Origin of the sequence: Qipengyuania sp. SS22 (assembly GCF_025736935.1) — a bacterium.
GTDB lineage: Bacteria > Pseudomonadota > Alphaproteobacteria > Sphingomonadales > Sphingomonadaceae > Qipengyuania.
In genome coordinates this window covers 2,055,247-2,081,735 of sequence record NZ_CP107048.1, presented here as the reverse complement: position 1 = coordinate 2,081,735, position 26,489 = coordinate 2,055,247, and the positions used below count along the sequence as shown (strand labels likewise).

At 64.7% G+C, this 26,489-nt stretch carries 27 protein-coding genes; 22 read left to right on the top strand and 5 right to left on the bottom strand.

Annotation, left to right across the window (positions count from 1 at the left end):
• Positions 1-202 precede the first annotated feature (202 nt).
• From N6L26_RS10375 to N6L26_RS10355, 5 genes are all read left to right on the top strand, one after another.
• Positions 203-1,012, top strand: coding sequence for a division plane positioning ATPase MipZ (locus N6L26_RS10375; protein ID WP_263605502.1), 810 nt, complete (start codon positions 203-205; stop codon positions 1,010-1,012).
• Positions 1,009-1,311: a molecular chaperone DnaJ gene (locus N6L26_RS10370; protein WP_263605501.1), complete on the top strand. Its 303-nt coding sequence runs from the start codon at positions 1,009-1,011 to the stop codon at positions 1,309-1,311. Before N6L26_RS10375 ends, N6L26_RS10370 begins: the two co-directional genes overlap by 4 nt.
• On the top strand, positions 1,308-2,711 hold the full coding sequence (gene pgmG, locus N6L26_RS10365) for a phosphoglucomutase/phosphomannomutase PgmG (protein ID WP_263605500.1): 1,404 nt from the start codon (positions 1,308-1,310) through the stop codon (positions 2,709-2,711). Before N6L26_RS10370 ends, pgmG begins: the two co-directional genes overlap by 4 nt.
• 27 nt (positions 2,712-2,738) lie before the next feature.
• A complete protein-coding gene (locus N6L26_RS10360) occupies positions 2,739-3,584 on the top strand; it encodes a DUF2059 domain-containing protein (protein ID WP_263605499.1) in 846 nt (281 codons plus the stop codon).
• Positions 3,585-3,647: 63 nt separating this feature from the next.
• The gene (locus tag N6L26_RS10355; RefSeq protein WP_263605498.1) at positions 3,648-6,116 is read left to right on the top strand and encodes a ligase-associated DNA damage response DEXH box helicase; all 2,469 of its coding nucleotides are present in this window, start codon (positions 3,648-3,650) and stop codon (positions 6,114-6,116) included.
• A 109-nt stretch (positions 6,117-6,225) separates the two neighbouring features.
• Here the strand turns inward: N6L26_RS10355 and N6L26_RS10350 are convergent, their stop codons facing one another.
• The 4 genes from N6L26_RS10350 to N6L26_RS10335 form a co-directional block, all read right to left on the bottom strand.
• A complete protein-coding gene (locus N6L26_RS10350; RefSeq protein ID WP_263605497.1) occupies positions 6,226-6,663 on the bottom strand; it encodes an ExbD/TolR family protein in 438 nt (145 codons plus the stop codon).
• Between the two features lie 38 nt (positions 6,664-6,701).
• Positions 6,702-7,232: an ExbD/TolR family protein gene (locus N6L26_RS10345; protein WP_253520692.1), complete on the bottom strand. Its 531-nt coding sequence runs from the start codon at positions 7,230-7,232 to the stop codon at positions 6,702-6,704.
• An 83-nt stretch (positions 7,233-7,315) separates the two neighbouring features.
• Positions 7,316-8,101, bottom strand: coding sequence for a MotA/TolQ/ExbB proton channel family protein (locus tag N6L26_RS10340; RefSeq protein ID WP_263605496.1), 786 nt, complete (start codon positions 8,099-8,101; stop codon positions 7,316-7,318).
• Positions 8,102-8,165: 64 nt separating this feature from the next.
• Complete coding sequence (locus tag N6L26_RS10335) at positions 8,166-8,822, bottom strand: energy transducer TonB (protein WP_263605495.1); 657 nt, start codon at positions 8,820-8,822, stop codon at positions 8,166-8,168.
• A 363-nt stretch (positions 8,823-9,185) separates the two neighbouring features.
• Between N6L26_RS10335 and N6L26_RS10330 the strand changes: the two genes are divergently transcribed.
• Complete coding sequence (locus N6L26_RS10330) at positions 9,186-10,028, top strand: hypothetical protein (RefSeq protein ID WP_263605494.1); 843 nt, start codon at positions 9,186-9,188, stop codon at positions 10,026-10,028.
• A 69-nt stretch (positions 10,029-10,097) separates the two neighbouring features.
• Positions 10,098-11,405 (top strand): homoserine dehydrogenase, encoded by a 1,308-nt coding sequence (locus N6L26_RS10325; RefSeq protein ID WP_263605493.1) that lies wholly within the window; start codon positions 10,098-10,100, stop codon positions 11,403-11,405.
• Here the strand turns inward: N6L26_RS10325 and N6L26_RS10320 are convergent.
• Positions 11,359-11,940 (bottom strand): hypothetical protein, encoded by a 582-nt coding sequence (locus tag N6L26_RS10320; RefSeq protein WP_263605492.1) that lies wholly within the window; start codon positions 11,938-11,940, stop codon positions 11,359-11,361. The genes N6L26_RS10325 and N6L26_RS10320 overlap by 47 nt on opposite strands.
• A gap of 87 nt (positions 11,941-12,027) precedes the next feature.
• On the opposite strand from N6L26_RS10320, the gene glpX reads away from it, so the two are divergent.
• The 15 genes from glpX to N6L26_RS10245 all read left to right on the top strand — a co-directional run bounded on the left by glpX (position 12,028) and on the right by N6L26_RS10245 (position 26,485).
• Entirely contained in the window at positions 12,028-13,002 is a 975-nt protein-coding gene (gene glpX / locus N6L26_RS10315) for a class II fructose-bisphosphatase (RefSeq protein WP_263605491.1), read from the top strand.
• A 96-nt stretch (positions 13,003-13,098) separates the two neighbouring features.
• On the top strand, positions 13,099-14,034 hold the full coding sequence (locus N6L26_RS10310; RefSeq protein WP_253520676.1) for a ribose-phosphate pyrophosphokinase: 936 nt from the start codon (positions 13,099-13,101) through the stop codon (positions 14,032-14,034).
• Positions 14,035-14,036: 2 nt separating this feature from the next.
• The gene (gene hisN, locus N6L26_RS10305) at positions 14,037-14,837 is read left to right on the top strand and encodes a histidinol-phosphatase (protein ID WP_263605490.1); all 801 of its coding nucleotides are present in this window, start codon (positions 14,037-14,039) and stop codon (positions 14,835-14,837) included.
• 38 nt (positions 14,838-14,875) lie between these two features.
• The gene (locus tag N6L26_RS10300) at positions 14,876-15,619 is read left to right on the top strand and encodes an SDR family NAD(P)-dependent oxidoreductase (RefSeq protein ID WP_318173601.1); all 744 of its coding nucleotides are present in this window, start codon (positions 14,876-14,878) and stop codon (positions 15,617-15,619) included.
• 1 nt (position 15,620) lies between these two features.
• The gene (locus N6L26_RS10295) at positions 15,621-16,367 is read left to right on the top strand and encodes an SDR family oxidoreductase (RefSeq protein ID WP_263605488.1); all 747 of its coding nucleotides are present in this window, start codon (positions 15,621-15,623) and stop codon (positions 16,365-16,367) included.
• A 119-nt stretch (positions 16,368-16,486) separates the two neighbouring features.
• A complete protein-coding gene (rpmI, locus tag N6L26_RS10290; protein WP_253520667.1) occupies positions 16,487-16,690 on the top strand; it encodes a 50S ribosomal protein L35 in 204 nt (67 codons plus the stop codon).
• Between the two features lie 23 nt (positions 16,691-16,713).
• On the top strand, positions 16,714-17,073 hold the full coding sequence (rplT, locus tag N6L26_RS10285) for a 50S ribosomal protein L20 (protein ID WP_263605487.1): 360 nt from the start codon (positions 16,714-16,716) through the stop codon (positions 17,071-17,073).
• Between the two features lie 121 nt (positions 17,074-17,194).
• Positions 17,195-18,067, top strand: coding sequence for a helix-turn-helix domain-containing protein (locus N6L26_RS10280; protein ID WP_263605486.1), 873 nt, complete (start codon positions 17,195-17,197; stop codon positions 18,065-18,067).
• 88 nt (positions 18,068-18,155) lie between these two features.
• Complete coding sequence (locus N6L26_RS10275; RefSeq protein ID WP_263605485.1) at positions 18,156-19,046, top strand: helix-turn-helix domain-containing protein; 891 nt, start codon at positions 18,156-18,158, stop codon at positions 19,044-19,046.
• A 99-nt stretch (positions 19,047-19,145) separates the two neighbouring features.
• On the top strand, positions 19,146-20,264 hold the full coding sequence (gene pheS, locus N6L26_RS10270) for a phenylalanine--tRNA ligase subunit alpha (RefSeq protein WP_263605484.1): 1,119 nt from the start codon (positions 19,146-19,148) through the stop codon (positions 20,262-20,264).
• Entirely contained in the window at positions 20,261-22,651 is a 2,391-nt protein-coding gene (gene pheT, locus N6L26_RS10265; RefSeq protein ID WP_263605483.1) for a phenylalanine--tRNA ligase subunit beta, read from the top strand. Before pheS ends, pheT begins: the two co-directional genes overlap by 4 nt.
• Positions 22,648-23,400 (top strand): SDR family NAD(P)-dependent oxidoreductase, encoded by a 753-nt coding sequence (locus N6L26_RS10260; protein ID WP_263605482.1) that lies wholly within the window; start codon positions 22,648-22,650, stop codon positions 23,398-23,400. Before pheT ends, N6L26_RS10260 begins: the two co-directional genes overlap by 4 nt.
• A 97-nt stretch (positions 23,401-23,497) precedes the next feature.
• Entirely contained in the window at positions 23,498-25,018 is a 1,521-nt protein-coding gene (locus N6L26_RS10255; protein ID WP_263605481.1) for a peptide chain release factor 3, read from the top strand.
• Between the two features lie 37 nt (positions 25,019-25,055).
• On the top strand, positions 25,056-25,928 hold the full coding sequence (locus tag N6L26_RS10250; RefSeq protein ID WP_263605480.1) for an alpha/beta fold hydrolase: 873 nt from the start codon (positions 25,056-25,058) through the stop codon (positions 25,926-25,928).
• Positions 25,928-26,485 (top strand): pyridoxamine 5'-phosphate oxidase family protein, encoded by a 558-nt coding sequence (locus N6L26_RS10245; protein WP_263605479.1) that lies wholly within the window; start codon positions 25,928-25,930, stop codon positions 26,483-26,485. The genes N6L26_RS10250 and N6L26_RS10245 overlap by 1 nt, the downstream gene beginning before the upstream one ends.
• Positions 26,486-26,489 lie beyond the last annotated feature (4 nt).

The window sequence follows — 26,489 nt, the reverse complement described above, 5'->3', positions numbered from 1 at the left end:
CGGTAAACTAACGGGGGCACCTGTGCCGCCCTGCGCGGCATGTGGCAAGATCGCGCGCGCCGGGTCCTTTCGGGCGCGCCCCACCGCACAAATCCGGTTCCCATTGTGGGAAAAACCATGCTCGGCACCAGCACGGTGCGTTGCCGCCGGACGGCGGGTTGGATAGGGACGTCGCCAGCATGAACTTTACGGCCCACCCCTGATGACGTCGCATCCCCACCGCATCGTCTTCGCCAATGAGAAGGGCGGCACCGGCAAATCGACCACCGCCGTGCACATTGCGGTCGCGCTCGCGTTTCGCGGCGCGCGGGTCGTTGCCTTCGATCTCGACCATCGCCAGCGCACCATGTGCCGCTATTTCGAGAACCGGGCCGAGACCGGCCAGCGGCGCGGTGTCGATTTGCCCACCGCCACCTGCCATGTCGTCGAGGGCATGGACGAGGCGGCGATGGAGGCGTTTATCGAAACCCGGTCGGAAGGCGCGGATTTCGTGGTCATCGATACGCCCGGCCGCGATGATCCGCTTGCGCGCCACGCCGCCACTACCGCCGATACGCTGGTCACGCCGATGAACGATAGCTTCGTCGATTTCGACCTGATCGGCCAGGTCGAGGGCGAGAGCTTCAAGGTCCGCAAACTGTCCTTCTATGCCGAATTGATCTGGGAGGCGCGGATCAAGCGCAGCCGAACGCAGATCGAGCAGAACCGCGGGCAGATGGACTGGGTCGTGGTGCGCAACCGCACCGGCTATACCGAAGCACGCAATATGGCGCGCATCGAGCAGGCCCTGACCGAAATGGCGAAGCGGGTCGGCTTCCGCGTGGCCAAGGGGCTGTCCGAACGCGTGGTCTATCGCGAACTCTTCCCCTCGGGCCTGACGCTGCTCGACAAGGGGCAACTGGGTGATCTCGGCACCAGCCATCTCGTTGCGCGGCAGGAATTGCGCGGCCTGGTCGCCAATCTACGCCTTCCCGCGAACGACACCGAAACGCTCGCGGAGGCGGTCCAGTGATCCGCTTCCTCGCCCTCGCGCTTTTGCTCGCGGTGGCGTGTCGCTGGATATTCGGCAAATGGCCGTGGGAATATCTGACCGCGCAGAGCGCGGCCGACCGGGCGCTGGCGCAGGCGCGGGCCACACTCGACGTGCCGCGTCATGCCAGCGAGGACGACATCCGTCTCGCCCACCGTCGTATTGCTGCAATAAACCACCCGGACAAAGGGGGTAGCGCAGTCACCTTGCAGGAGGCCAATGCCGCGCGCGACCTCTTGCTCGACCATATGTCCCGGACCCCAACGGAGCCCCCCGAATGACCCACGATTTCCAATCTACCGTCCTGCGCGAATACGACATTCGCGGGATCATCGGCGAAACCCTGGGGGCGGACGATGCGCGCGCGATCGGGCGCGGTTTCGGGTCGATGCTGGCCGAAGCCGGCGGCACCAAAGTGGCGGTGGGGTACGATGGCCGGGTCAGCTCGCCCATGCTCGAACACGCCCTCGTCGAAGGCCTGACCGCGTCGGGGATGGATGTGGTGCGGATCGGCATGAGCGCGACCCCGATGCTCTATTACGCCGAAGCATCGGCCGCAGATGTCGATGGCGGCATCCAGATAACCGGCAGCCACAATCCCGCCAATTACAATGGCTTCAAGATGGTGTTCCAGGGCCGTCCGTTCTTTGGCGCGGATATCCAGGAACTCGGCCGGCGCGGCGCTGCGGGCGAATGGGTCGACGGTTCGGGCACAGTCGAAGAGCGCGATGTGATCGACGCCTATATCGACCGGATGCTCGAAGCGCTCGACGGGCTCGATCCTGCCGCGCTTGCCGACCTGAAGGTCGGGTGGGACGCGGGCAATGGCGCGGCCGGCCCCGCGCTCGAGAAACTCGCGGCGCGCCTGCCGGGCGAACATCACCTGCTTTACACGGAAGTCGACGGCAATTTTCCCAACCATCACCCCGACCCCACTGTCGAAGCGAATCTCGAGGATCTGCGCGCGCTCGTCGCGGAGAAATCGCTCGATTTCGGAGTGGCTTTCGATGGCGATGGCGACCGGATCGGCGCGATCGACGGCGAGGGCCGGGTGATCTGGGGCGACCAATTGCTGATGATCTATGCCGAGGATCTGCTGACGCGGACCAAGGGCGTGACGATCATCGCCGATGTGAAGGCCAGCCGCGCATTGTTCGACCATGTGGCGGACCATGGCGGAAAGCCGCTGATGTGGAAGACCGGCCACTCGCTGATCAAGTCCAAGATGAAGGAAACCGGCTCGCCGCTGGCCGGCGAGATGAGCGGCCACGTCTTCTTCGCCGATGAATATTACGGCTATGACGATGCGCTCTATGCCGGGATCCGGCTGATTGCCGCATCGGCACGGCTGGGCCGTTCGGTGACCGAGTTGCGCGGTGCAATGCGGCCAATGGTCAACACGCCCGAAATGCGCTTCCAGGTCGATGAGAGCCGCAAGTTCGCTGCCATCGGCGAAATCGCCGACCGCATTGCCGCGAGCGACGCGGTCGCCGACACCACCGACGGGGTCCGCGTGACCACTGCCGACGGCTGGTGGCTGCTGCGCGCCTCGAACACGCAGGATGTGCTCGTCGCGCGCGCGGAAAGCGAGGACCAGGCCGGCCTCGACCGCCTCGTCGCCCAGATCGACGAGCAACTGGCCGCATCGGGGCTGGAGCGCGGCCCGCAGGCGGGGCACTGAGGGTCTAGGACAAGCGGGAGGCAGAATATGCGTAAACTGTTGAGTACGTCGCTGGCGGCCATGGCGCTGACCATGACCAGCCCGGTCATGGCACAGGACGCGGCGGAAGATCCTGCCGCCGATATGTCTCGCGAGCAGGTCGACGAGATCGCTGGCATGATCGCGGGGATGTTCCAGACCGAACCGCTGACCGAAGAGCAACAGACGCGGCTGCCCGCTGCACAGCAGGTCGTTGGCAAGATGATGCCCGAAGGCTTTTACGGCCGCATGATGGGCGACATGATGGACCAGGTCATGCGTCCCATGATGACGATGTTCTCGGCGCCTGAATTCGTGCTCATGTCGCGGCTGGATATCGCGGAAGACGATATCGGCACGCTCGGCGAGGCGCAGCAAGCCGAAATCATGGCCATGCTCGATCCCGCCTATGACCGCCGTGCCGATGCTGTCGTCGATGTGATCACCTCGCGTATGAGCGGGGTTTTCAGCGCGATGGAAGGCCCCATGCGCGATGGCCTGTCCAGAGCCTATGCCGTGCGCTTCGAACCGGCACAGCTCGCCGACATCGCTGCCTTTTTCGCGACGCCTACAGGGACGGTCTATGCGGAGGAATCGATGGCGCTCTTTGCCGATCCGCAGGTGATGCAGGCCATGATGCAAGCGATGCCCGCCATGATGAGCGGTCTTGGCGATCTGGATGCGGCGATGATGGAGGCGATGGGCTCGCTTCCGGCACAACGCGGCTATGACGATCTCAGCGCGGCCGAGCGCGCCCGTCTGGCCGAACTGCTCGACGTGCAAGCCGAGGGCTTGCCCGACCTGGTCAAGCCGCCGGAGTCGATGGATGGTCCGGACGACGCCGCAGCGATGTAACCCGGACCGCGGGCGGATGCGGCGCTGCGGAACCGAAGGCATGGCTGCTTCGCTGTTGAGCTGATGCAGACCGCCATTCCGCCCGAACTGGACGATTGGTTCGCCGGGCGCGGTTGGCGTGTCCGGCGGCACCAGGCGGAGATGCTGGCGGCGAGCGACGCCGGGCGCCATGCGCTGCTGGTGGCGGATACCGGCGCGGGCAAGACGCTCGCGGGGTTCCTGCCGACGCTGGCCGATTTCACTCGCTCGCGGCTTGGCGATGCGCCGCCGCCCGAGGGACTGCACACGCTCTACGTCTCGCCGCTGAAGGCGCTGGCGCATGACGTGCAGCGTAATTTGCTCACCCCGATCGACGAAATTGGCCTGCCGATGCGGGTCGAGACACGCAGCGGGGATACGCCCTCTGACCGCAAGAAGCGCCAGCGCACCCGCCCGCCGCATGTGCTGCTGACCACGCCGGAGAGCCTTTCGCTGCTGCTGTCCTATCCCGACAGTTTCGAGCTGTTTCGGGGGCTGAAGCGGATCGTGATCGACGAGGTGCACGCCTTCGCCACCGGCAAGCGCGGGGATTTGCTGGCGCTGGCGCTGACGCGGCTGCAGGCGATCGCTCCGGCGATGCAGCGCGTGGCCCTCTCGGCGACGCTCGCCAATCCGGAGGGGTTTCGTGAATGGCTCGCGCCATGGGGCGACATCGATACGGTCGAACTGGTCACCGGGGAAGCGGGCGCCCCCGCCGAGGTCGAAATCCTGCTGCCCGATGCCGAGCGTGTGCCCTGGGGCGGCCACGCGGCGACCTGGGCGATCCCGCAGCTTTACGCGCAGATCCGCGAGAACCGCACGACGCTGATCTTCACCAACACGCGGTTTCTTGCCGAATACATCTTCCAGAACCTGTGGGATGTGAATGAAGATACGCTGCCGATCGGTGTCCACCACGGATCGCTGAGCAAGGAGGCGCGGCGCAAGGTCGAAGGGGCGATGGCGCGGGGCGAATTGCGCGCGCTGGTGGCGACCGCCAGCCTCGATCTCGGCGTCGACTGGGGGGATATCGACCTCGTCGTGCAGATGGGCGCGCCCAAGGGGTCGTCACGGCTGCTGCAGCGCATTGGACGCGCCAACCACCGGCTCGACCAGCCCAGCCGGGCGTTGCTGGTGCCCGGCAATCGCTTCGAATTCCTCGAAGCCACCGCGGCCAAGGAAGCGGTCGACGAGGGCAAGCGTGACGGCGAGGAATTTCGCCCAGGCGGGCTCGATGTGCTCGCGCAGCATGTCATGGCCTGTGCCTGCGCCGCGCCGTTCCAGGAGGGTGAACTGCTCGCCGAGGTGCGCGCGAGCCTGTCCTATGCATGGGTCGATGACGCCGTGTGGCAGCGCGTGCTCTCCTTCGTCGAAACAGGCGGCTATGCGCTCAAGGCCTATGACAAGTTCAAGCGCATCGTGCGTGATGCCAAGGGCGTGTGGCGGCTGTCGCATCCCGAGCAGGCGCAGCGCCACCGGATGAACGCCGGGATCATCATCGATTCCGAAATGCTCGACGTCCGGATCAGCGCGGGGCGCGGACGCGGTGGCCGCAGCCTCGGCAAGGTCGAGGAGCGTTTCGCCGCTTCGCTCAGCCCCGGCGATACTTTCGCCTTCGCGGGAATGAGCCTCGAAGTGGTCAAGCTGCAGGACATGGAAGTGCTGGTGAAGGCAGCCAAGGCTTCCGCCATGATCCCGAGCTATGGCGGGGCGCGGCTGCCGCTGACTACCCATCTCGCCGACCGGGTGCGCGCAATGCTGGTCGACCGCGCGGGCTGGGCGCGCTTCCCCGATGACGTGCGCGAATGGCTCGAGGTGCAGGACTGGCGCAGCCGGATGCCGGGGCCGGGACAATTGCTGGTCGAAAGCTTCCCGCACGCCAAGCGCCATTACAGCGTCTATTACACCTTCGAAGGCTGGAACGCGAACCAGAGCCTCGGGATGCTGATTACCCGGCGCATGGAAGACCGCGGGCTGATGCCGGGCGGATTCGTCGCCAATGACTATTCGCTGGCGGTCTGGGGTCTCAAGCCGGTCGAGAATCCCGCGCCGCTGCTGTCGCCCGACATCCTGCAGGATGAATTCATCGAATGGGTGCAGAACTCGCATTTGCTGCGGCGCGCCTTCCGCGAAGTCGCAGTGATCGGCGGGCTGGTCGAGCGGCAGCATCCTGGCAAGCGCAAGACCGGCAAGCAGGTCACCTTCTCGACCGACCTCATCTATGACGTATTGCGCAAATACGAACCCGACCATGTGCTGCTCGAAGCGGCCTGGGCCGATGCGCGCACGCGGCTGACCGATGTCGGGCGGCTGGGCGATCTGCTCGATCGCTCGGCGGAACAGCTCGTCCATGTCGAACTCGACCGTGTCAGCCCGCTCGCAGTGCCGGTGATGGTGATGATCGGCCGCGAGGCGACCCCGCAGGGCTCGGTCGACGACGAATTGCTCCTCGAGGCGGAGAGCCTGGCGGGCGCGGCAATGCGCGTGGAACTGCCCCCCGCCGGCGACGATTAGCCGCTAGACAGCGCGGCCGGTTCGCTGCCCGTCACATTTGCAGCAGACAAAAAGAAAGGGGCGGATCGCTCCGCCCCTTTCCCGTGTGCTTGTGTTGGCGTTGCCGCGATTAGCCGGCCTTGCCGAAAGTCCGATACCGTTCGTTGCCGACGAAGCCGAACTTGGTCACGCCGCTGGCCTTGATCAGCTGCAGGACCTTGGCTGCGAGATCGTAGCTGGCCTGCGCCTCCGGTTCGAACTGGAGTTCGGGTTCCGGACTGATCGCCTTCGATTCCTCGAGCAGCGTGCGCAGCTGGCCCATGTCGATCGCATTGCCGTTCCACAGGATCTCGTTGTTGACCGTGAGAACCAGCTTGTTCTTCTCCGGCTCGACGATGACGTCGGGCGGGGTTTCGGAGGGGGCCGGAAGGTCGATATCAACCGAGTGGGTCGCGACCGGGATGGTGATGATGAACATGATGAGGAGAACGAGCAGGACGTCGATCAACGGCGTCATGTTCATTTCCATCATCGGCGCGCCATCATCTGAGCCGCCTGACATTGCCATAGTGGGTTACTCCCTAATTGCTTTGCCGAACCGCGCGATCAACCGTTGGGGTCGACCGGGTTCGAGATGAAGCCAACGGTGGGATAGCCCGCCGCCTGGACGTTGTAGATCGCACCGGCCACACACGACCACGGCGCATTGACGTCGCCGCGGATGTGAACCTGCGGGATCTTCTCCGGATCCTCCATGATCGCGTCCGGTCCGCCTGCACGCTGCACGATGGCATCGAGGCGTTCGAAAGCCTGGTCGTACAGCTCTTCCGAACTCACCGGCGCTACATTGCCGAAATAGACGCGGCATTCACCGCTGCGCGATGCACCTGCAAAGCCCGGCTCGCCGGCGCTCACACCGTTATCGTCGGTGGTGCTGACGGTCAGGAGAAGGTTCTCGACCTTGTCCTTGGATTCGACCGATTCAAAGACCGGGATTTCCAGCTTCTCGATGGTCTGGATCGCGACCGGAACCGCGATGAGGAAGATGATCAGAAGCACCAGCATCACGTCCACGAGCGGCGTGGTGTTGATGTCCGACATGGGCGTATCGCCGCCACCTCCTGTCGAAATCGCCATGGTTCAGTTCCTAACGTTCGAAATTCTTGGGTTCGATGCGGTGGGTGCGGGGACGGCTGCGCGCCGCCCCCGTATCCGATCGATTACTTCTTGACCGTGGTGGTCGCCGCAGCCGGCTTGGCAGCCGTGGCGGTACGAGCAGTCGAAGCGGTCGTCGCAGTCATGAAGGTCGGCTTGACGACGCCGTTCGAGTTGATGTTCGCCAGCAGGTCGGTCGAGAATGCGTGCAGCAGCTCGGAGATCCGCTTGTTGCGGCCCTGGAGCCAGTTGTAGGCGAACACGGCCGGAACCGCGACCAGCAGGCCGATGGCGGTCATGATCAGTGCTTCACCGACGGGACCGGCGACCTTGTCGATCGAAGCCGAACCGGCGATGCCGATGTTGATCAGGGCGCGGTAGATACCGATAACCGTTCCGAGCAGGCCGACGAAGGGTGCGGTTGCACCGACCGTTGCGAGGAACGACAGGCCGCCCGCAAGCTTCGAGTTGATGGTGTCTTCCGAACGCTGCAGCGAACCGTGCATCCAGTCATGCGCTTCGAGCTTGTCGGTCATCTTGGCGTGCTGGTCTTCAGCGAGGATCGCATCGTCGACGAGCTGGCGCCAGGCGCTGTTCTTTTCGAGCTTGGTAGCACCGTCACGGAGCGAGTTGGTCTTCCAGAACTGGGTGCGAACGGCCTTGTACTGGGCCAGCACCTTGCGCTGTTCGAACAGCTTGGTGAACAGGATGTAGAACGAGCCGACCGACATGATCACCAGCACGGCCAGGATCGACCAGGCAATGATGCCGCCCTGTTCCATGGCTTCGATGAAGCCGAAGGAGTTCTGCGGAGCCGCTTCACCGGCAGCAGCAAGAAGTTCGAAGGTCATAACGAGTAGTCCTTTTGATGCGTCGTTCCCTGCCGGGCCAGCCGACCCCTAAGCAGGGATGAGTTTAATTGAGCCGATAAACGATGGTGGTCGAAACGGTGTCCTGGATTGGATTGCCTGCGGCATCCAGGGCCGGATCGTACCGCGCATAGCGTGTCATCCCGTCGCAAGCCGCCGCATCGAGATCGCTCGATCCGCTGGAATTGCTTACCCGGCAGGAAGCTACGCGACCGTTGGTTCCGACGGTGATGGTCACGCCGACGTTGCCTTCGATGCCTTCGCGTTCTGCGCGGCGGGGATAATTGCTCTGAATCCGGCGTGCCCAACCGTTCTGACCCTTGGCCGTGGCACCACGCGCCTGCGAAGGCGGCGGCGGCGGAGCGGGCGGTGCGGGCGGCGGGATGACCAACCGCGGCGGTGCCGGCGGCGGGATCGTCGTTTGCGTCCGAATTGGCGGCGGCGCCGGTGCGATATTGATCGGCGGCGGCGGTGCTACCGGCGGCGGCGGCGTGTCGGGCACGTTCTCCGGCGGCGGCGGCGGCTCTTCTTCAGGCGGCGGGGGTTCATCGATATCGATCGTCGTCACGCGCTCGACCACCTGCTGGACCGCATCATATGCGAGGCCGGTGATGAGAGCATAGCCGAGAGCAATATGGATGAGGGCAACAATGATGATCGCGACAACGCGATTGCCGCTCATCTGTTGGTCAGCATAAGCCATTCGGTTGCATCACTCCATCGGTCACCCCGGAAAATCCGGGGTATCTGGATGCCCATTTTGCGACCCGCCAGGCTGGCGTGACATGGGGCATCATTAACGCAGTCGCGCCCCTTGGCTTTATTCAAAAGTCCAAGCGACGAAGGTAAACCAAAGTTCTCGATAAGAACCCGGATACCTCTCCCCAAGCAATATTGTGTCATGCGCTCGGGTCCGGCTCGACCCTTTAGCTACGATGCCCTGCCACCGCAAACCCTTTATCGGTTAAGCGCGGATTCAGTGACCTAGGGCGAGGAACCGTAGACAATGCCCGTGAGTTCACCGATTCGGGCCTCTCGATTTTCTCAGCAAAAAGAATCACCTCGCATGTCGACCCAACGCCATCCCGCGAAGCTCCTGCTCCTCAGCGCCGCGCTTATATGCGCTCCGGCCGCGGCCATGGCGCAGGAGGCGGTCAGACCCCCGGCCATGACCTATGCCGACATCGTCGATCTTGCCGAAAGTGCGCCCCTGGTCCTGCGCGCGCAGATCCGCCAGCAGGCGACGGTCGAGCGCGAGCGGTCCCCCGGGCTCGCGCCCGGCTACGTACGACTCTATGTCGAGGCGCGCACCACTGCGCTCATCGCGGGCAATGCCCCCGTCGGAGAAGCGCTGCGCTACCTAGTCGACGTGCCGCTCGATGCGAAGGGCAAGGCGCCCAAACTCAAGAAGCAGGAAGTGATCCTGTTCGCTCGGCCTGTATCGGGACGCCCGGACCAGCTGCAGCTGGTCGATCCGCAGGCGCAGTTCCCCTATAGCGAACAGTTCGAAGCGCGGCTGCGCCCGGTGCTTTCCGAATTGCTTGCCGCCGATGCTCCGCCGCGCGTGACCGGTATCCGCGATGCGCTGGCGGTCGAAGGCACGCTGGTCGGCGAATCGGAAACCCAGCTTTTCCTCGACACAGCCGATGACGGGCCGGTCTCGGTGACGATCGTCCGGCGTCCCGGGCAGACGCCGCGCTGGGGTGTGTCCTGGACCGAAATCGTCGACCAGTCGGCGCGCGCCCCGCAGCGTAATACGCTCGCCTGGTACCGCTTGGCCTGCTCGCTCCCCGCCACGCTGCCCGCGAATGCCAATCTGTCGCGCGATCCGCGGGCGCGGGCGCTCGCCACGGCGGACTATGCGCTGGTGCGCGAGGCGCTCGGGCCCTGCACCCGCACACGCGAATAAAGGCCCCGCTTCACCTCGGCCAAGACAAACTGGTTCCAACCAAGGGGATGGCTGCGCTAGGCGGCTGTCATGGCTGAACCTCTTCGCATTGCCCTCGCCGGGCTCGGCACCGTCGGCACCGGCGTGATCGAGCTGCTCGAAACCAACCGCTCGCTGATCGAAGGCCGCGCTGGTCGCGCGCTCGAGATCGTCGCGGTGAATGCGCGCGACCGTGCGCGCGATCGCGGGGTCGATCTCACGCCCTATGCATGGGTCGACGATATGCAGGCGATGGCGCAGCGGGCCGATGTCGATGTCGTGCTCGAACTGGTCGGCGGGTCCGATGGTCCGGCACTTACGCTGGCGCGCGCGGCGCTCGATGCTGGCAAGGGGTTCGTCACTGCCAATAAGGCGATGATTGCGCATCACGGCCTTGCGCTGGCCGAACAGGCGGCCTTGCGCGGTGCCTCGCTCAAGTTCGAGGCGGCAGTTGCGGGCGGTATCCCCGTGGTCAAGGGACTGCGCGAAGGCGCGGCGGCCAACCGGATCGAGCGCATCTACGGCATTCTCAACGGAACCTGCAATTACATCCTCTCCGAAATGGAGCGCACGGGCGCCGATTTTGGCGAGATGCTCCAGGCAGCACAGGACAAGGGCTATGCCGAAGCCGATCCGACCTTCGATATTGACGGCATCGATGCGGCGCACAAGCTCGCCATCCTCGCGGCGATCGGCTTTGGTGCACGGGTCGATTTCGGCGCTGTCGCGGCGACGGGCATCCGCGAGGTGCGCGCGGCCGATATCATCCAGGCCGGCGCGCTGGACTATGTCATTCGCCTCGTCGGCATTGCATCGCTCGACGAGAGCGATGGTACAAAACGGTTGCTCCAGCGTGTCCGGCCCTGCCTCGTGGCGCGCGGCCATCCGCTGGCGGCAGTCACCGGGCCGACCAATGCAGTCGTTGCCGAAGGCAATTTCTCCGGGCGGCTGCTGTTCCAGGGCGCAGGCGCGGGCGCGGGGCCGACCGCCAGCGCCGTCGTGGCCGACCTGATCGATATTGCGCGCGGCGATCTCGGCGCGCCGTTTTCCGTGCCGGTGGAGGAGCTGGAACCCTTCGAACCTGCAGATGCGGGCAACCGGGTGGGCCGCGATTACATCCGCTTTACCGTTAACGACCGCCCCGGTGTGCTGGCCGAGATCACTGCCGCGATGCGCGATGCCGAGGTTTCGATCGAAAGCCTCATCCAGCGCGGGCGCGACCATGCAGGCGGAGAGGTGCTGGTGGCGATGGTTACGCATGAAGGACCCGAGCGCTGTGTGACCAAGGCGCTCGAGCTGCTCGACGGGTCGCCTAGCCTGACGGCTCCGCCGCTGGTGATGCCGATCCTGAAGGACTGATGTCCTCGCCGTTGTCGTCGGCAGGGGCAGGCGGCAGGCCGAGTTCGGCCTTGCTTGGCGGAGGCGACGTCGCGGCCGTATTGCCGAGCGGCGCGAGGCCCCGCCCGATCCGATCCGCATCCGATCCCGGCGGCGTTTCGGGCAGTGCGGAAAAATCTACGATATACGCAGGCGGAGGCACGCTTCCGAACCCGATGCAGGGCCCTTTCTCGGGGTTCTTTTTACAGGATTCGCCAAAATCGGGCGCGCGCGGATCGCCCTTGTCCATCGTCTCCTCAGCGTATCTCTGCTCGGCGCGCTCGGCGTCATAGGCAAATTCGCGCTGGTCGCGTCGCCGCCGGCAGACGATGATCTCGCCCGAGATGAGCGCGGCTTCCTGGTCGTCGCTGCAATCCTCCAGCGGGCGATCGTAATCGTCCTGCGGAATGAGGATATCGATCTGCTCGGGCGGGCCATCGGCATCTTGCGCCATGCCCGGAAATGGGGCACCGGCTACCGCCATTGCCGCGCAGGCCACCCACCAGCGTCTCGACAATGTCAGGCTCCCTGTCTATCCGCCGCACGATGGAATGTTCGCGTGGCCCCGTGTCATGCGCCAAACACACGAGGGACTGAACCGACTATGAACTCGCTCGCCGAAAACCCGATCGACCGCGTCCTCGTACTTGAAATGGTCCGCGTGACCGAAGCCGCGGCGGTCGCCGCCTCGAAGCTGATTGGTCGCGGCGACGAAAAAGCGGCCGATGCCGCTGCAGTCGAAGCCATGCGCAAGGCCTTCGATACGCTGTATATGGATGGCACCGTGGTCATCGGCGAGGGCGAACGCGACGAGGCGCCGATGCTATATATCGGCGAGAAGGTCGGCGGCGCCCCGGGCAAGGGTCCCAAGATCGATATCGCGCTCGACCCGCTCGAGGGCACGACCATCACCGCCAAGGCAGGCCCCAATGCGCTGGCCGTGCTGGCCGCTGCGGCCGAGGGCTGCCTGCTCAACGCGCCCGACGTCTATATGGACAAGCTGGCGGTCGGTCCGGGATATCCCGATGGCGTCATCGACCTCGCCAAGACCCCGACCGAGAATGTCGAGGCGGTCGCCAAGGCCAAGGGTGTCGCGCCCGCCGATATCATCGTCTGCGTGCTCGATCGTCCGCGGCATTCGGACCTGATCGCCGAACTGCGCGGGCTGGGCTGCGGTGTCGTGCTGATCGGCGATGGCGATGTCGCTGGTGTGATCGCAGTGACCGACGAAGACACCACGATCGACATGTATATGGGGCAGGGTGGCGCCCCCGAAGGCGTGCTGGCTGCTGCGGCGCTGCGCTGCGTCGGTGGGCAGTTCAACGGCCGCCTCGTGTTCCGCAACGATGACGAGCGGGGCCGCGCCGCCAAATGGGGAATCGACGATCTCGACCGGATCTACACCCGCGACGATCTGGTGAAGGGCGACTGTATCTTCGCCGCGACCGGGGTCACGGAAGGGTCCTTGCTCGACGGGGTGAAATACCTGCGCGACGGGCGGATGACGACCGAAAGCGTGGTCATGCGCTCCAGCAGCGGCACGGTTCGCTGGATCAAGGGTGAGCACCGCGGAGACTAGGCATGTCGGGGCGGGGAAACGCGCCCGTCCGATGTTGCATATCCGTGACGCTCGGCTAGGCGGGGCGCACATCCAGTTTGCCCGGGGATTCTCCGCATGAAGATCATGGCCGCCAACTCGAACCTGCCGCTCGCGCGGGCCATCGCAGGTTACCTCGAAATGCCGCTTGTCGATGCGCAGGTGCGGCGCTTCGCCGACGAGGAAATTTTCGTCGAGATCCACGAGAACGTGCGCGGCGAGGATGTCTTCGTCGTCCAGTCGACCAGCTATCCCGCCAACGACAATCTCATGGAACTGCTGATCTGCATCGATGCGCTCAAGCGTGCATCGGCGCGGCGGATCACCGCAGTGGTGCCGTATTTCGGCTATGCCCGCCAGGACCGGAAACCGGGCCCGCGTACGCCGATCTCGGCCAAGCTGGTAGCCGACCTCATCACCAAGGCGGGCGCTGATCGCGTACTCGCGGTCGATCTCCACGCCGGGCAGATCCAGGGCTTCTTCGATATCCCGACCGACAACCTCTTCGCTGCGCCTGTCATGGCAGCGGATATCCAGGCGCGGTATGGCGACCAGGATCTGATGGTGGTCAGCCCCGACGTCGGCGGCGTGGTTCGTGCGCGGGCCCTGGCCAAGCGGCTCGACAACGCCCCGCTGGCCATCGTCGACAAGCGCCGTGACCGTCCCGGTGAAAGCGAAGTGATGAATATCATCGGCGAAGTCTCGGGCCGGCATTGCATCCTGATCGACGATATCGTCGATTCGGGCGGAACGCTGTGCAACGCCGCGCAGGCGCTGCTCGACCAGGGTGCGGCTTCGGTCGCGGCTTACATCACCCATGGCGTGCTTTCGGGCGGAGCGGTGGCGCGGGTCGATGGCTCGGCGCTCAAGGAACTGGTGATCACCGATTCGATCCGCCCGACCGACGATGCCAAGGATTCCGACCGCATCCGTATCCTTACCATCGCCCCGCTGATCGGCGAGGCGGTGCGCCGCATTGCCGACGAAAGCTCGGTCAGCTCGTTGTTCGACTGAACATGGCGACCGCTGCCGATCTCGCGCTTGCCAATCGTCTTGCCGATGCGGCGGGCGAAGCGATCCGTCCGCTGTTCCGCGGCGAATGGTCGCAGGAACAGAAGAGTGATCGCACTTTCGTCACCGAGGCCGACCGCGCCGCCGAAGCCGCAATGCGCGCGATCCTCGAGGGCGAGCGCGCCGATGACGGCATCATTGGCGAGGAATACGGCACGCGCAACGAAGGCGCTGGGCGGCAATGGGTGCTCGATCCGATCGACGGCACCACCAGCTTCATCGCCGGCCGCCCCATTTTCGGCACGCTGATCGCGCTGATGCAGGACGGCTGGCCGGTGCTGGGCGTGATCGACCAGCCGATCGCGCGTGAACGCTGGGTCGGGCGGATCGGTGAGGGCACCACCTTCAACGGCAGCCCGGTGCGCGCGGTGGGCTGCAAGGAGCTATCCGACGCGGTCCTCGGCACCACCACGCCGCACCAGTTCTCCGGTGACGATGTCGAAGCTTTCATGGGCGTCGCCAAGGCGGTGGCCGAGCGCAAGATCATTTATGGCGGCGATTGCTACAATTACGGGCTCGTCGCCTCGGGTCATGTCGATATCGTGGTCGAGGCTGGCCTCAAGCTGTATGATTTCGCGGCACTCGTCCCGGTGGTCGAAGGCGCGGGCGGCGTGATGAGCGACTGGCAGGGCAACCCGCTCGACGCGGGCAGCGACGGGCGCGTGATCGCGCTGGGCGATGCCGCGCGGCTCGAGGATGTGCTCGAGGCCATGGGCGGTTCGACGATTTCCACGCACGGGCACTGATCGCCCGCGCACCCGTTTCCCCTGCCATGCAGACCATTTTGACAACCGGCGCGGGCAATGGGATCGGGCGTGCAATCACCATGCATTTCCACGGTCTCGGCTGGCGCGTGATCGGGCTGGACAAGGATGCCGCGGCGCTGGCCGAATTGCGCGATGCGCTACCGCGCGAAAATGCGCTGTTCCTCACTTGCGACGTCGGGCGTGAAGGCGAAGTCGGTGAGGCCTTTGAGCGCGTCGCCGCGTGGCTGGGCGAGGCGGCGCTAGATTGTCTTGTCAACAATGCCGGGATCGCCGATCCCTATGCGGGATCGCTCGAAGACCTCGCTCTGGCGGACTGGCAGGCGTGGATCGATGCCAGCTTGACCGCCGCATTTCTTGTGAGCCGCGCCGCGCTGCCATTCCTCCGGCGTAGTGCCAGCGCGAGCATCGCCAATATCTCCTCGACCCGTGCGGTCATGAGCGAGCCCGATACATTTGCTTATGCCGCGGCGAAGGGCGGGCTCGATGCGCTGACACATTCGCTGGCGGTTTCGCTCGGCCCGACGATCCGCGCGAACGCGATCCGGCCCGGCTGGATCGAAACCGGGCCATGGCAGAAGAAAGACAGGCGCAGCGATCCCGATCACCGTACCAAGGATCGCGACCAGCACCCGGTCGGCCGTATCGGGCGCCCCGAGGATATCGCCGAAGCGATCGCCTATCTCCACGAGGCGGGCTTCGTGACGGGCCAGCATCTCAATATCGACGGTGGCATGACCGCGAAGATGATCTACGAGCACTGACATGACCGCGGAGGGATCACTTGCAGGACGCATTGCGCTGGTAACCGGCGCGGCGCGCGGGCTCGGTTTCGAGATCGCGCAGCGGCTGGCCGAGCGGGGCGCTATCGTATGGCTCAACGGACGCGATGCCGAGGCGCTCGACAACGCTGCCGACCGGATCGGTTCGCGCGCGCGGGCGCTCCCCTTCGATATCGGCGACGATCAGGCGACTGCCGCAGCCTTTGCGCGCCTTGCCGAGGACGGCCTCGATATTCTCGTCAACAATGTCGGGCAGCGCGACCGGCGGCCGCTGGACCAGCTGCAGCGTGACGATATGGCGGCGATGCTGGCGACCAATCTCGTCGCGCCCTTCGATCTCGCGCGACGCGCGGTGCCGCTGATGCAGGCGCGCAAATACGGGCGGATCGTCAACATCACCTCGATCGCCGCCGATATCGCGCGCGGCGATGTGCTCTATACCGCGAGCAAGGGCGGGCTGGCCGCGCTGACCCGCGCACTGGCCGCCGAACTCGGGAGCTCCGGGATTACGGTCAATGCGGTTGCCCCGGGTTATTTCGCCACCGAGGCGAATGGGGAAATGGCGGCCGATCCGGGTATCGCCCAACACCTCGCCCGGCGCACCTCGCTCGGCCGCTGGGGCGAACCCGACGAGATCGCCGGGGCGGTCGCTTTCCTTGCTTCGCCCGAAGCCAGTTACATCACCGGGCATACGCTGGCGGTCGACGGCGGGTATCTGACCCACTTCTGACTTGCATTTGTAGGCAGAATCGCTATCAGCGCGCCCTTCACCGACACGTGATTCATCTGCCGGTCTGGCCGTAAGGGCTGCCAGGGCTGGTTGGACGTGTCTCTGTCAAGGAGATGAAAATGCCCAAGCTTAAGACCAAGAGCGGTGTGAAGAAACGCTTCAAGATCACCGCAACCGGCAAGGTCAAGCATGGTGTCGCCGGCAAGCGCCACCGCCTGATGAGCCATAATGCGAAGTATATTCGCCAGAACCGCGGAACCACTGTCCTGTCGGATGCCGACAGCAGAACAGTGAAAAAGTGGGCGCCCTACGGCCTCGACTGAGCGCGAATTAAGGAGAATACGAAATGCCTCGCATTAAACGCGGCGTCACCACGCGCCAGAAGCACAAGCGGCTATTGGATCAGGCGAAGGGCTATCGCGGCCGTCGCAAGAACACGATCCGCGTCGCTCGTCAGGCCGTCGAAAAGGCCGGCCAGTACGCCTATCGCGACCGCAAGGTCAAAAAGCGCAACTTCCGCGCCCTGTGGATCCAGCGCATTAACGCTGCGGTCCGCGCCGAAGGCCTGACCTATTCGCAGTTCATGCACGGCACCAAGCTTGCCGGCATCGAGCTCGATCGAAAAGTCATGGCCGATCTGGCGATGAATGAATCGGCTGCTTTCAAGTCGATCATCGATCAGGCCAAAAAGGCGCTTCCGGCCTAAGCTCCTGTTTTTCCAGGAACTTTCAGAGGGCGCTCCGCAAGGGGCGCCCTTTTTGCATGGGCGAAACTTGTCGCCGACCGACAACTGGCTATTATCCGGGTTCGCAAGTCGGAGGGCGCGGTTGACCGGTTTGGACAGTATCGATGTGCGTTTCTTTGCGCCGCCTGCCGATCTGGCCCCCTGCTTTACAACCTTCTACCGGCTCGAGGTGAACCTGCCTGCGGGCGAGACGCTCGAGGACTGGTTGCAGCCCGAATGGGCCAATCTGCGCTTCTTCTCCGACAATCCACCCACGGCGGAGTTTCCCGACGGGCCGCGCGTCAGCGGTGCGCGCTTCCAGGCGACGGGGCCAAGTTCCTGTCCGACGCATTTCACCATCGGGCGCACGCGCATGTGGGGCATCGGCCTGTTTCCGCTGGGCTGGGCGCGCTTCATCGGGACCCCCGCCGGTGATCACAGCAACACCATCGTCGATGGCGAGCAGTCGCCGATTTTCGATCGGTTCGCGCCCTTGTGCGAAAAGCTATGCACCCGCGACTATTCGGACGAAGAACAGTTCGGCTTCCTGACCGAGTTCTTCCGCCAGCTGGCGGGCCCGCCGCGTGAACAGCGGCGGATCCAGAAGATCCATGGGGTGATGGTCGATCCGCAGCTCTTGCTGGTCGAGGAGTTCGCGCAGCGCAGCGGGATGTCCAAGCGCACGCTCGAACGGATTTGCGCGCGTCATTTCGGGTTCTCGCCGCGCCTGTTGCTGCGCCGCCAACGGCTGATGCGCAGCCTGGCTGCCTTCATGCTCGAACCACGGTCCAACTGGTCCGCCGTGATCGACCGCCATTATCACGACCAGTCGCATTTCGTACACGAGTTCCACGCTTTCATGCGCTGCACGCCCAGCGAATTCGCCGCTCAGCCGCATCCCGTGCTGGGTGCCTTCATGGCCGAGCGCAAGCGCATCTGGGGATCGCCCGCGCAAACGCTCGACACACCGGACTGACGGAGGCCAGCGTGGCTATCGACTATGCAGCGAGGGGTTCGATGATCTTCATGATTGAGGAGCCGGATGCCGACAGGGCAGGGCGCCCATGAGCACGGGGCATGCCCAGGCTGGCGTGGCTCTGCGGTTCTTCCTGCCGCCCCCGAGCCTGCGCCCGTTCGTCTCGACGCTTTATCACATGGAGATTTCCGGTGCCGATCCGCAGCCGATCGAAGATTGGCTGCATCCTGAATGGGCCAATCTGAGGATCATTCCCGACCGAACCGTCGCCGCCGGGATCGGGGGCAAGCCGCTCCAGCGGATACCCCGCGCGGTGGTCGTCGGCCCGACCAGCGTCGCGACCCATTTCCGCTCCTGCAACGGTCGCTCGTGGGGGATCGGTTTGCTGCCATTGGGCTGGGCGCGCCTGACCGCCGCACCTGCCAGCATGTATGCCGACGACTATGCCGATATTACCGCTGATCCAGCATTCGCCCGCCTGCAACCGCTCGGTGCCTGTGTGCCCGCCGACAGCGGCGATCTGGCCACCGAAAAGACTGCGTTGTTACGCGAGCTGAAGCGGCTTCTGGCGCGGCCCGTCGCGCGCGAGAAGGATATCCTGCGGGTCGAGGAGGCGCTGGTCGATCCGCGCTTCGGCACCGTGGCCGAACTGGCCGAGGAGCTCGGCATGAGCACGCGGACGATGGAGCGGTTTTCCAGCCGCGTGTTCGGCTTTGCCCCGCAGCTGCTCCTGCGCCGCCAGCGCTTCATGCGCAGTCTCGCCAAATTCATGCTCGATCCTTCGCTCAGATGGATCGACACGCTCGACACCCACTATCACGACCAAGCCCACTTCGTGCGCGACTTCAAGCGGTTCATGACCATGTCGCCAAGTGCCTATGCCAAGCGCCCGCATCCCGTGCTGATCGCCGCCGCGCATGGGCGCATGGCGGTGGCAGGGCAGGCGATGCAGGTCCTGCACCAGCCGGCGCGCGATTAGGCACGAGACTGGCGGCGAGTTCGAACTGGGGCTTTAGCATTGCGCCACATCGGGCTAGGGGCGCGGAGCACAGAGTCCCGATAATTCCAAGCAGACATGATGACCGACCTCGACCAACTCAAGACCGATGCGCTGACGCGGATCGAAAATGCTCCCGATGCTGCCGCGCTCGAAGCGCTGCGGATCGAATTCCTTGGCAAGCAGGGGTCGATCTCGGGCTTGATGAAAACGCTCGGCAAGATGTCGCCAGAAGACCGGCAGGTGCAAGGTCCGCTGCTCAACGGTCTGCGCAGCGCGGCCGCCGATGCGATCGCCGCGCGCAAGGCGGTGCTTGAGGATGCGGAACTCGAAGCGCGCCTCGCTACCGAAGGCCTCGATCTCACGCTGCCCGCACCGGCGACGCCCAAGGGTTCGGTCCACCCGGTCAGCCAGGTAATGGATGAACTGGCGGAGATCTTCGCCGACCTCGGTTTCTCGGTCGCGACCGGTCCCGAGATCGAGGACGACTGGCACAATTTCACCGCGCTCAACATGGCTGAAACGCATCCCGCGCGGGCCATGCACGACACGTTCTATTTCCCCGACCGCGATAGCGACGGGCACCGCATGCTGCTGCGCACGCATACCTCGCCGGTGCAGATCCGCTCGATGGTCGATGTGGTGGCGAAGAATTCAGGGGGCGCGCCGATCCGGATCATCGCCCCGGGCCGCGTCTATCGCAGCGACAGCGATGCGACGCACACGCCGATGTTCCACCAGGTCGAAGGTCTGGTGATCGATCGCGATATCCATCTGGGTCATCTCAAATGGACGCTGGAGACCTTTCTCAAGGCCTTCTTCGAACGCGACGATATCGTGCTGCGCCTGCGCCCCTCCTACTTCCCCTTCACCGAGCCGTCGGTCGAAGTGGATGTCGGCTGGCAGGATGTGAAGGGCCGCCGCGTTCTGGGCGGTGACGGCGATGCGCCGGGCCATGGCTGGATGGAACTGCTCGGCTCGGGAATGGTCAATCGCCGCGTGCTCGAGTTTGCCGGGCTCGATGCGGACGAGTGGCAGGGCTTCGCTTTCGGCGTGGGCGTCGACCGCCTCGCCATGCTCAAGTACGGGATGGATGATTTGCGCGCCTTCTTCGACGGCGACGGCCGCTGGCTCGATCATTACGGCTTCAGCCCGTTCGACCAGCCGACCCTTTCCGCAGGCGTGGGAGCGAAGGCATGAAGTTCTCGCTCGAATGGCTCCGAGATTTCCTCGATACCGATGCGACGGTGACGGAGATTGCAGCGGCGCTCAACCGGATCGGCCATGAGGTCGAAGGGATCGAGGACCCGGCGGACCGGCTCGCCGGTTTCCGCGTTGCCAAGGTGCTCACTGCCGCCAAGCATCCCGATGCCGATAAGCTGCAGGTGCTGAGCGTCGATACCGGCGAAGGCGATCCGCTGCAGGTGGTCTGCGGCGCGCCCAATGCCCGCGCGGGCATGAAAGGCGTGCTCGGTCTGCCCGGTGCGGTGGTGCCGGCCAATGGCATGGAGCTGCGCAAGAGCGCGATCCGCGGGGTCGAATCGAATGGCATGATGTGTTCGGTGCGCGAGCTTGAGCTCGGCGACGAGCACGACGGTATCATTGAATTGCCCAAGGATGCGCCGGTCGGAACGAGCTTTGCCGACTATAGCGATGCCTCGCCCGTGTTCGATGTCGCGATTACGCCCGACCGCCCCGATTGCATGGGCGTGATGGGGCTCGCGCGCGATCTCGCGGCCACTGGCCTCGGCACGTTCCAGCCGGCCGTGGTCCCCGACATCGCTGGCACGGGTTCATGCCCGATCGAGATCCGTATCGAGGATAGCGATGCGTGTCCGGCGTATTACGCGCGCGTGATCAAGGGCGTGGCCAATCGCCCGTCGCCCGAATGGATGCAGCGCCGTCTCAAGGCTGCGGGCCAGCGCCCGATCAGCGCGCTGGTCGATTGCACCAATTATCTGATGTTTGCGACCGGCCGCCCGGCGCATGTCTATGACCTTGCCAAGCTGACCGGCGCAATGGTTGCGCGGCGCGCTGCCGATGGCGAGAGCGTCGAGGCGCTGAACGAGAAGACCTACACGCTCGACGACACGATGACCGTGATCGCGGACGATACCGGCGTGCACGATATCGGCGGCATCATGGGCGGCGCGCATTCGGGCGCAGCCGATGACACCGTGGATGTCCTGCTCGAGATCGCCTATTTCGATCCCGAGCGTATCGGCGTGACCGGGCGTAAGCTCGGCCTTGCCTCCGATGCGCGCACGCGCTTCGAACGCGGCGTCGACCCGGCTTTTCTCGACGATGGCCTGGCCCTGCTGACCGATCTGATCGTGCAGACCTGCGGCGGCCAGCCGAGCGAAGTGCTGCGCGTGGGCGAGCCGCCCGCCGAAGCGAAAATCGTCGCCTTCGAGCCCGCGCTGACTGCGCGTCTGGGCGGCGTCGATGTGGCGCAGGACGAACAGCGCCGCATTCTCGAAGCGCTCGATTTCACGGTTGGTGCCGACTGGCAGGTCACCTGCCCGCCGCGCCGCCACGATATCGAAGGGGCGGCGGATCTGGTCGAGGAAGTGGTTCGCATCCACGGGCTCGATCATGTCGCCAGCGTCGCGCTTCCGCGGGCCGAAGGCGTGGCGAAGGCGACCGCGTCCCCGCAGCAGCAGCTTGAGCGCAAACTGCGCCGGGCGGCTGCCGGGCGCGGGCTCAATGAAGCGGTGACCTGGTCCTTCCTTCCCACCGCCGAAGCCGAGCATTTCGCCGATGGCGCCGCGCTATGGGTGCTCGACAATCCGATCAGCGAAGACATGAAGGCGATGCGCCCCTCGTTGATCCCTGGTCTGCTCACTGCTGCCAAGCGCAATGCCGATCGCGGCGCGGATGGTTCGCGCCTGTTCGAACTCGGGCGGCGGTACTTCCGCGGCAAGGATGGCGCGAGCGACGAAAAGCCGACGCTGGGCGTGGTGCTCGCGGGCGACAAGACGCCGCGCGGCTGGGCACAAGGCAAGGCGACGCAGTTCGACGCGTATGACGCCAAGGCCGAGGCCGAAGCATTGCTCGCCGCCGCCGGCGCGCCGGTCGACAACCTCATGGTGATGGGTGAAGCGGGCGACCAGTTCCACCCCGGCCAGTCGGGCACCTTGCGGCTCGGCCCCAAGAACGTGCTCGCCCGCTTTGGCGCGCTGCATCCCAAGACGCTCAGGACTTTCGATATCGACGGCCCGGTGATGGCGGTCGAGATTTTCCTCCACGCCATCCCCGCGAAGAAGGGCGGCGGCAGCTTTGCCCGTACCCCTTATGCGCCGCCGGCGCTGCAGGCGGTCACGCGCGATTTCGCCTTCCTCGTCCCAGCAGACCTTGCCGCAAACGATCTCGTCCGCGCGGTCAGGGGTGCGGACAAGCAGGCCATCGTCGGGGCGCGGGTGTTCGACGTGTTCGCAGGCCAGGGCGTGCCCGAGGGCCGCAAGTCGGTCGCGGTGGAAGTGGTGCTCCAGCCGGGTGAGAAGAGCTTCACCGATGCCGAGATCAAGGCGATCGCCGACAAGGTCGTCGCCGCGGCTGGCAAACAGGGTGCGGAGCTACGCGGATGACCAAGACTGCTTTCGTTACCGGAGCCACTGCTGGCATTGGCGAGGCCACCGTCCGCACACTGGTCGCAAGCGGCTGGCGCTGCATTGCGACCGGACGCCGCAAGGAACGGCTCGACGCGCTGGTGGACGAGCTGGGCGCGGACAAGGTCCATGCCGCGGTTTTCGATGTGCGCGATGCCGAGGCGATGGACGCTGCTATTGCCGCGCTGCCGGATGGTTTTGCGGGTATCGACCTGCTGGTCAACAATGCCGGTCTGGCGCGGGGTCTTTCGCCCGCACAGGAAGCCAGTCTCGATGACTGGCAGGCGATGATCGACACCAATGTCACGGCGATGGTGGTGCTCACCCGCCAGCTCCTGCCGACGCTGATTGAGCGCAAGGGCGCGATCATCGCGATCGGCTCGGTGGCGGGCAATTATGTCTATCCGGGCGGCAACGTCTATGCTGGCTCCAAGGCCTTCGCGAACCACTTCACGCTCGCGCTGCGGGCCGACCTGCACGGCACCGGGGTGCGCGTGACGAGCATCGAACCGGGCATGGTCGAAACCGAGTTCACGCTGGTGCGCACCGGCAGCCAGGATGCCAGCGACGATCTCTACCGCGGCGCGAACCCGATGACCGGGCAGGATATCGCCGACATGATCAAATGGGTCGCCGAACTGCCGCCGCATCTCAACATCAACCGGCTCGAACCGATGCCGGTGAACCAGGACTTTGCTGGTTTTCGGGTGGCCAGAGAGCACCACTGACCGACATCCCCGCGAAGGCGGGGGTCCAGCCGACCTTTCCGCCCGTTAATATGTTATCTGGATTCCCGCCCGCGCGGGAATGACGAGGAAAGTTGAAATGTCGAACCGCCGTACCTTCGCGATCATTTCGCACCCTGATGCGGGCAAGACCACGCTCACCGAGAAGCTGTTGCTGACCGGCGGGGCGATCCATTTGGCGGGCGAGGTCAAGGCGCGCGGACAGGCGCGGCGCGCGCGGTCTGACTGGATGAAGATCGAGCAGCAGCGCGGCATCTCGGTCACCTCGAGCGTGATGACCTTCGAGCGCGAGGGCATTACCTTCAACCTGCTCGACACGCCGGGCCACGAAGACTTCTCCGAAGACACCTATCGCACGCTGACCGCGGTCGACAGCGCCATCATGGTGATCGATGCGGCCAAGGGGATCGAGCCGCAGACGCGCAAACTGTTCGAGGTCTGCCGCCTGCGCAGCGTGCCGATCATCACCTTCGTCAACAAGGTCGACCGCGAGGGCCGACCGGTGTTCGAGCTGCTTGACGAGATCGCGGACATGCTCGCGCTCGATGTCAGCCCGCAGGCCTATCCCGTCGGCATGGGCGGCGAGTTCGAAGGCGTGCTCGATTTCGCCAGCGGCTGCGTCGCGCGGCCCGAGGGGCCGAGCAAGGAATTCAAGGGCACGCGTGATTGCGATGCGGAAATCCCCGAACGCTTCGCCGAGAATATCGAGCTGGCGCAGATCGGCTATCCCGAATTCGACCTCGAGGCCTATCGCAATGGCGATCTGACCCCGGTCTATTTCGGCTCGGCCTTGAAAAATTTCGGCGTCACCGAACTGATCGAGGCAATTGCGCAATACGCCCCGCCGCCGCGCCCGCAGCCCGCGGGCGAGGAGCAGATTCCGCCCACCCGCGACGAGGTGACCGGCTTCATCTTCAAGGTCCAGGCGAACATGGACCCCAACCACCGTGACCGGATCGCCTTCATGCGGCAGGTGTCGGGGACCTTCAAACGCGGGATGAAGCTGACGCCGAGCGGGCTGGGCAAACCGGTCGCGATCCATTCGCCGATCCTGTTCTTTGCGCAGGACCGCGAGGTGGCCGACACTGCCGAACCGGGCGACATCATTGGCATTCCCAACCACGGTACACTGCGGGTAGGCGATACGCTGTCCGAAAAGAATGTGATCCGCTTCACCGGCCTGCCCAACTTCGCGCCCGAAATCCTGCGCCGCGTGGCGCTGGTCGATCCGACCAAGACCAAGCAATTGCGCAAGGCGCTCGATGACCTCTCCGAAGAGGGCGTCATCCAGGTGTTCTATCCCGAGCTTGGCGGCCAGTGGATCATCGGCGTGGTCGGCCAGCTCCAGCTCGAAGTGCTGATCAGTCGCCTGTCGGCCGAGTACAAGGTCGAGGCCAAACTCGAAGCCTCGCCCTTCGCCACTGCACGCTGGATCCAAGGGGATGCGAAGGCGCTGGCAGAGTTTGAGAAATTCAACCTGTCGACACTGGCCAAGGATCGCGACGGCGATCTGGTGTTCATGGCGAAGAGCCCCTGGGACGTGAACTACCAGCAGGAAAAGAACCCCGATCTCATCTTCTCGGCCACGAAGGAGCGGTAGGCTTGCGAGCACGGCGGGGACGCGGCATGGAAATCGCATGACGCTTCACGCCGGACCCACTTCGCAGACCTTCATCTCGCAGCGCTTGCGCCTCCATTATCTCGACTGGGGCAATCGCGGGAAACCGCCGCTGGTGCTGGTGCATGGCGGACGTGACCATGCGCGCAGCTGGGACTGGGTGGCCGAGCAATTGCGCGACGACTGGCATGTGGTCGCGCTCGATCACCGCGGCCATGGCGATTCCGACTGGGTCAGCGATGGCAATTACTCGTCGAACGACATGGTTTACGACCTTGCCCAGCTGATCCATCAATTGGGTGTCGGCCCGGTGACGATTGTCAGCCATTCGATGGGCGGCAATGTCTCGCTGCGCTATGCCGGGACCTTCCCCGAAATGGTCACCAAGATCGTCGCCATCGAAGGGCTGGGACCAAGCCCTAAGCGGCAGGCGGAAATGCGCACCGATCCCTATCCGCAGCGCCTCAACGAATGGATCGGCAAGAAACGTGCCGCCTCGGGCCGCAGCCCGCGCAAATACGACAGCATCGAAGCCGCCTTCGCGCGGATGATCGAAGAGAACAGCTATCTGACCGAGGAACAGGCGCGTCACCTGACGGTCCACGGGGTCAACCGCAACGAAGACGGCACCTATAGCTGGAAGTTCGACCCGCATCTCAATGTCTGGGCGGTCGAGGATGTGGCCGATGAATTCCTTTTCCAGACCTGGGCGGCCATCAGCGCGCCGACGCTGCTGCTGTATGGCGCAGACAGCTGGGCTTCCAATCCCGAAGGCGACGGACGGCTCGACCATTTTGCCAATGCGGAAGTGATCGAGTTCGAGAATGCGGGCCACTGGCTTCATCACGACCAGTTCGACCGCTTTATGGCTACGCTGAGGGACTTTCTGTAGTGGCTGAATTCTTCGATCGGCTGGATGACAAACATATTGCCATGATCGGCAAGCAGCCGGTCTTTTTCGTCGCCACCGCCGCCGAAGATGCGCGCATCAACCTCAGTCCCAAGGGGTATGATGCCTTCCGCGTGATATCGCCGGCCCGCGTCGCCTATCTCGATCTTGGCGGTTCGGGCAACGAGACGCATGCCCACCTCGCGGCCGACGGGCGCATCACGGTGATGTTCTGCAATTTCGACCGGCCTGCCCTGATCCTGCGGATCTATGGGCGGGGCCGACCCGTCCTCCCGCAAGATGCGGACTGGGACGAACTTGCCAGCCAATTCGATTTGATGCCAGGCACGCGGCAGATCTTCGACATCGCGGTCGAGAGCGTGCAGACGAGTTGCGGCTGGGGTGTGCCCTTCATGGATTACCGCGAGGAGCGGCACACGCTCAAGAAAGCGCATGGCCAGTCCGATCCCGATGAGTGGGTTGCCAAGACGCAGGGACGCACCGCCAGCATCGATGGTCTTCCGACCCGACCGACCAACCGTTATTTCGAAGGCGATTAGCCCC

What these genes read in the sequence shown, in the direction of transcription:
- N6L26_RS10375 (WP_263605502.1), top strand. Translation starts at nt 203, where the DNA reads ATGACGTCGCATCCCCACCGCATCGTCTTCGCCAATGAGAAGGGCGGC.
- pgmG (WP_263605500.1), top strand. Translation starts at nt 1,308, where the DNA reads ATGACCCACGATTTCCAATCTACCGTCCTGCGCGAATACGACATTCGC.
- N6L26_RS10360 (WP_263605499.1), top strand. Translation starts at nt 2,739, where the DNA reads ATGCGTAAACTGTTGAGTACGTCGCTGGCGGCCATGGCGCTGACCATG.
- N6L26_RS10355 (WP_263605498.1), top strand. Translation starts at nt 3,648, where the DNA reads ATGCAGACCGCCATTCCGCCCGAACTGGACGATTGGTTCGCCGGGCGC.
- N6L26_RS10350 (WP_263605497.1), bottom strand. Translation starts at nt 6,663, where the DNA reads ATGGCAATGTCAGGCGGCTCAGATGATGGCGCGCCGATGATGGAAATG.
- N6L26_RS10345 (WP_253520692.1), bottom strand. Translation starts at nt 7,232, where the DNA reads ATGGCGATTTCGACAGGAGGTGGCGGCGATACGCCCATGTCGGACATC.
- N6L26_RS10340 (WP_263605496.1), bottom strand. Translation starts at nt 8,101, where the DNA reads ATGACCTTCGAACTTCTTGCTGCTGCCGGTGAAGCGGCTCCGCAGAAC.
- N6L26_RS10335 (WP_263605495.1), bottom strand. Translation starts at nt 8,822, where the DNA reads ATGGCTTATGCTGACCAACAGATGAGCGGCAATCGCGTTGTCGCGATC.
- N6L26_RS10330 (WP_263605494.1), top strand. Translation starts at nt 9,186, where the DNA reads ATGTCGACCCAACGCCATCCCGCGAAGCTCCTGCTCCTCAGCGCCGCG.
- N6L26_RS10325 (WP_263605493.1), top strand. Translation starts at nt 10,098, where the DNA reads ATGGCTGAACCTCTTCGCATTGCCCTCGCCGGGCTCGGCACCGTCGGC.
- glpX (WP_263605491.1), top strand. Translation starts at nt 12,028, where the DNA reads ATGAACTCGCTCGCCGAAAACCCGATCGACCGCGTCCTCGTACTTGAA.
- N6L26_RS10310 (WP_253520676.1), top strand. Translation starts at nt 13,099, where the DNA reads ATGAAGATCATGGCCGCCAACTCGAACCTGCCGCTCGCGCGGGCCATC.
- hisN (WP_263605490.1), top strand. Translation starts at nt 14,037, where the DNA reads ATGGCGACCGCTGCCGATCTCGCGCTTGCCAATCGTCTTGCCGATGCG.
- N6L26_RS10295 (WP_263605488.1), top strand. Translation starts at nt 15,621, where the DNA reads ATGACCGCGGAGGGATCACTTGCAGGACGCATTGCGCTGGTAACCGGC.
- rpmI (WP_253520667.1), top strand. Translation starts at nt 16,487, where the DNA reads ATGCCCAAGCTTAAGACCAAGAGCGGTGTGAAGAAACGCTTCAAGATC.
- rplT (WP_263605487.1), top strand. Translation starts at nt 16,714, where the DNA reads ATGCCTCGCATTAAACGCGGCGTCACCACGCGCCAGAAGCACAAGCGG.
- N6L26_RS10275 (WP_263605485.1), top strand. Translation starts at nt 18,156, where the DNA reads ATGAGCACGGGGCATGCCCAGGCTGGCGTGGCTCTGCGGTTCTTCCTG.
- pheS (WP_263605484.1), top strand. Translation starts at nt 19,146, where the DNA reads ATGACCGACCTCGACCAACTCAAGACCGATGCGCTGACGCGGATCGAA.
- pheT (WP_263605483.1), top strand. Translation starts at nt 20,261, where the DNA reads ATGAAGTTCTCGCTCGAATGGCTCCGAGATTTCCTCGATACCGATGCG.
- N6L26_RS10260 (WP_263605482.1), top strand. Translation starts at nt 22,648, where the DNA reads ATGACCAAGACTGCTTTCGTTACCGGAGCCACTGCTGGCATTGGCGAG.
- N6L26_RS10255 (WP_263605481.1), top strand. Translation starts at nt 23,498, where the DNA reads ATGTCGAACCGCCGTACCTTCGCGATCATTTCGCACCCTGATGCGGGC.
- N6L26_RS10250 (WP_263605480.1), top strand. Translation starts at nt 25,056, where the DNA reads ATGACGCTTCACGCCGGACCCACTTCGCAGACCTTCATCTCGCAGCGC.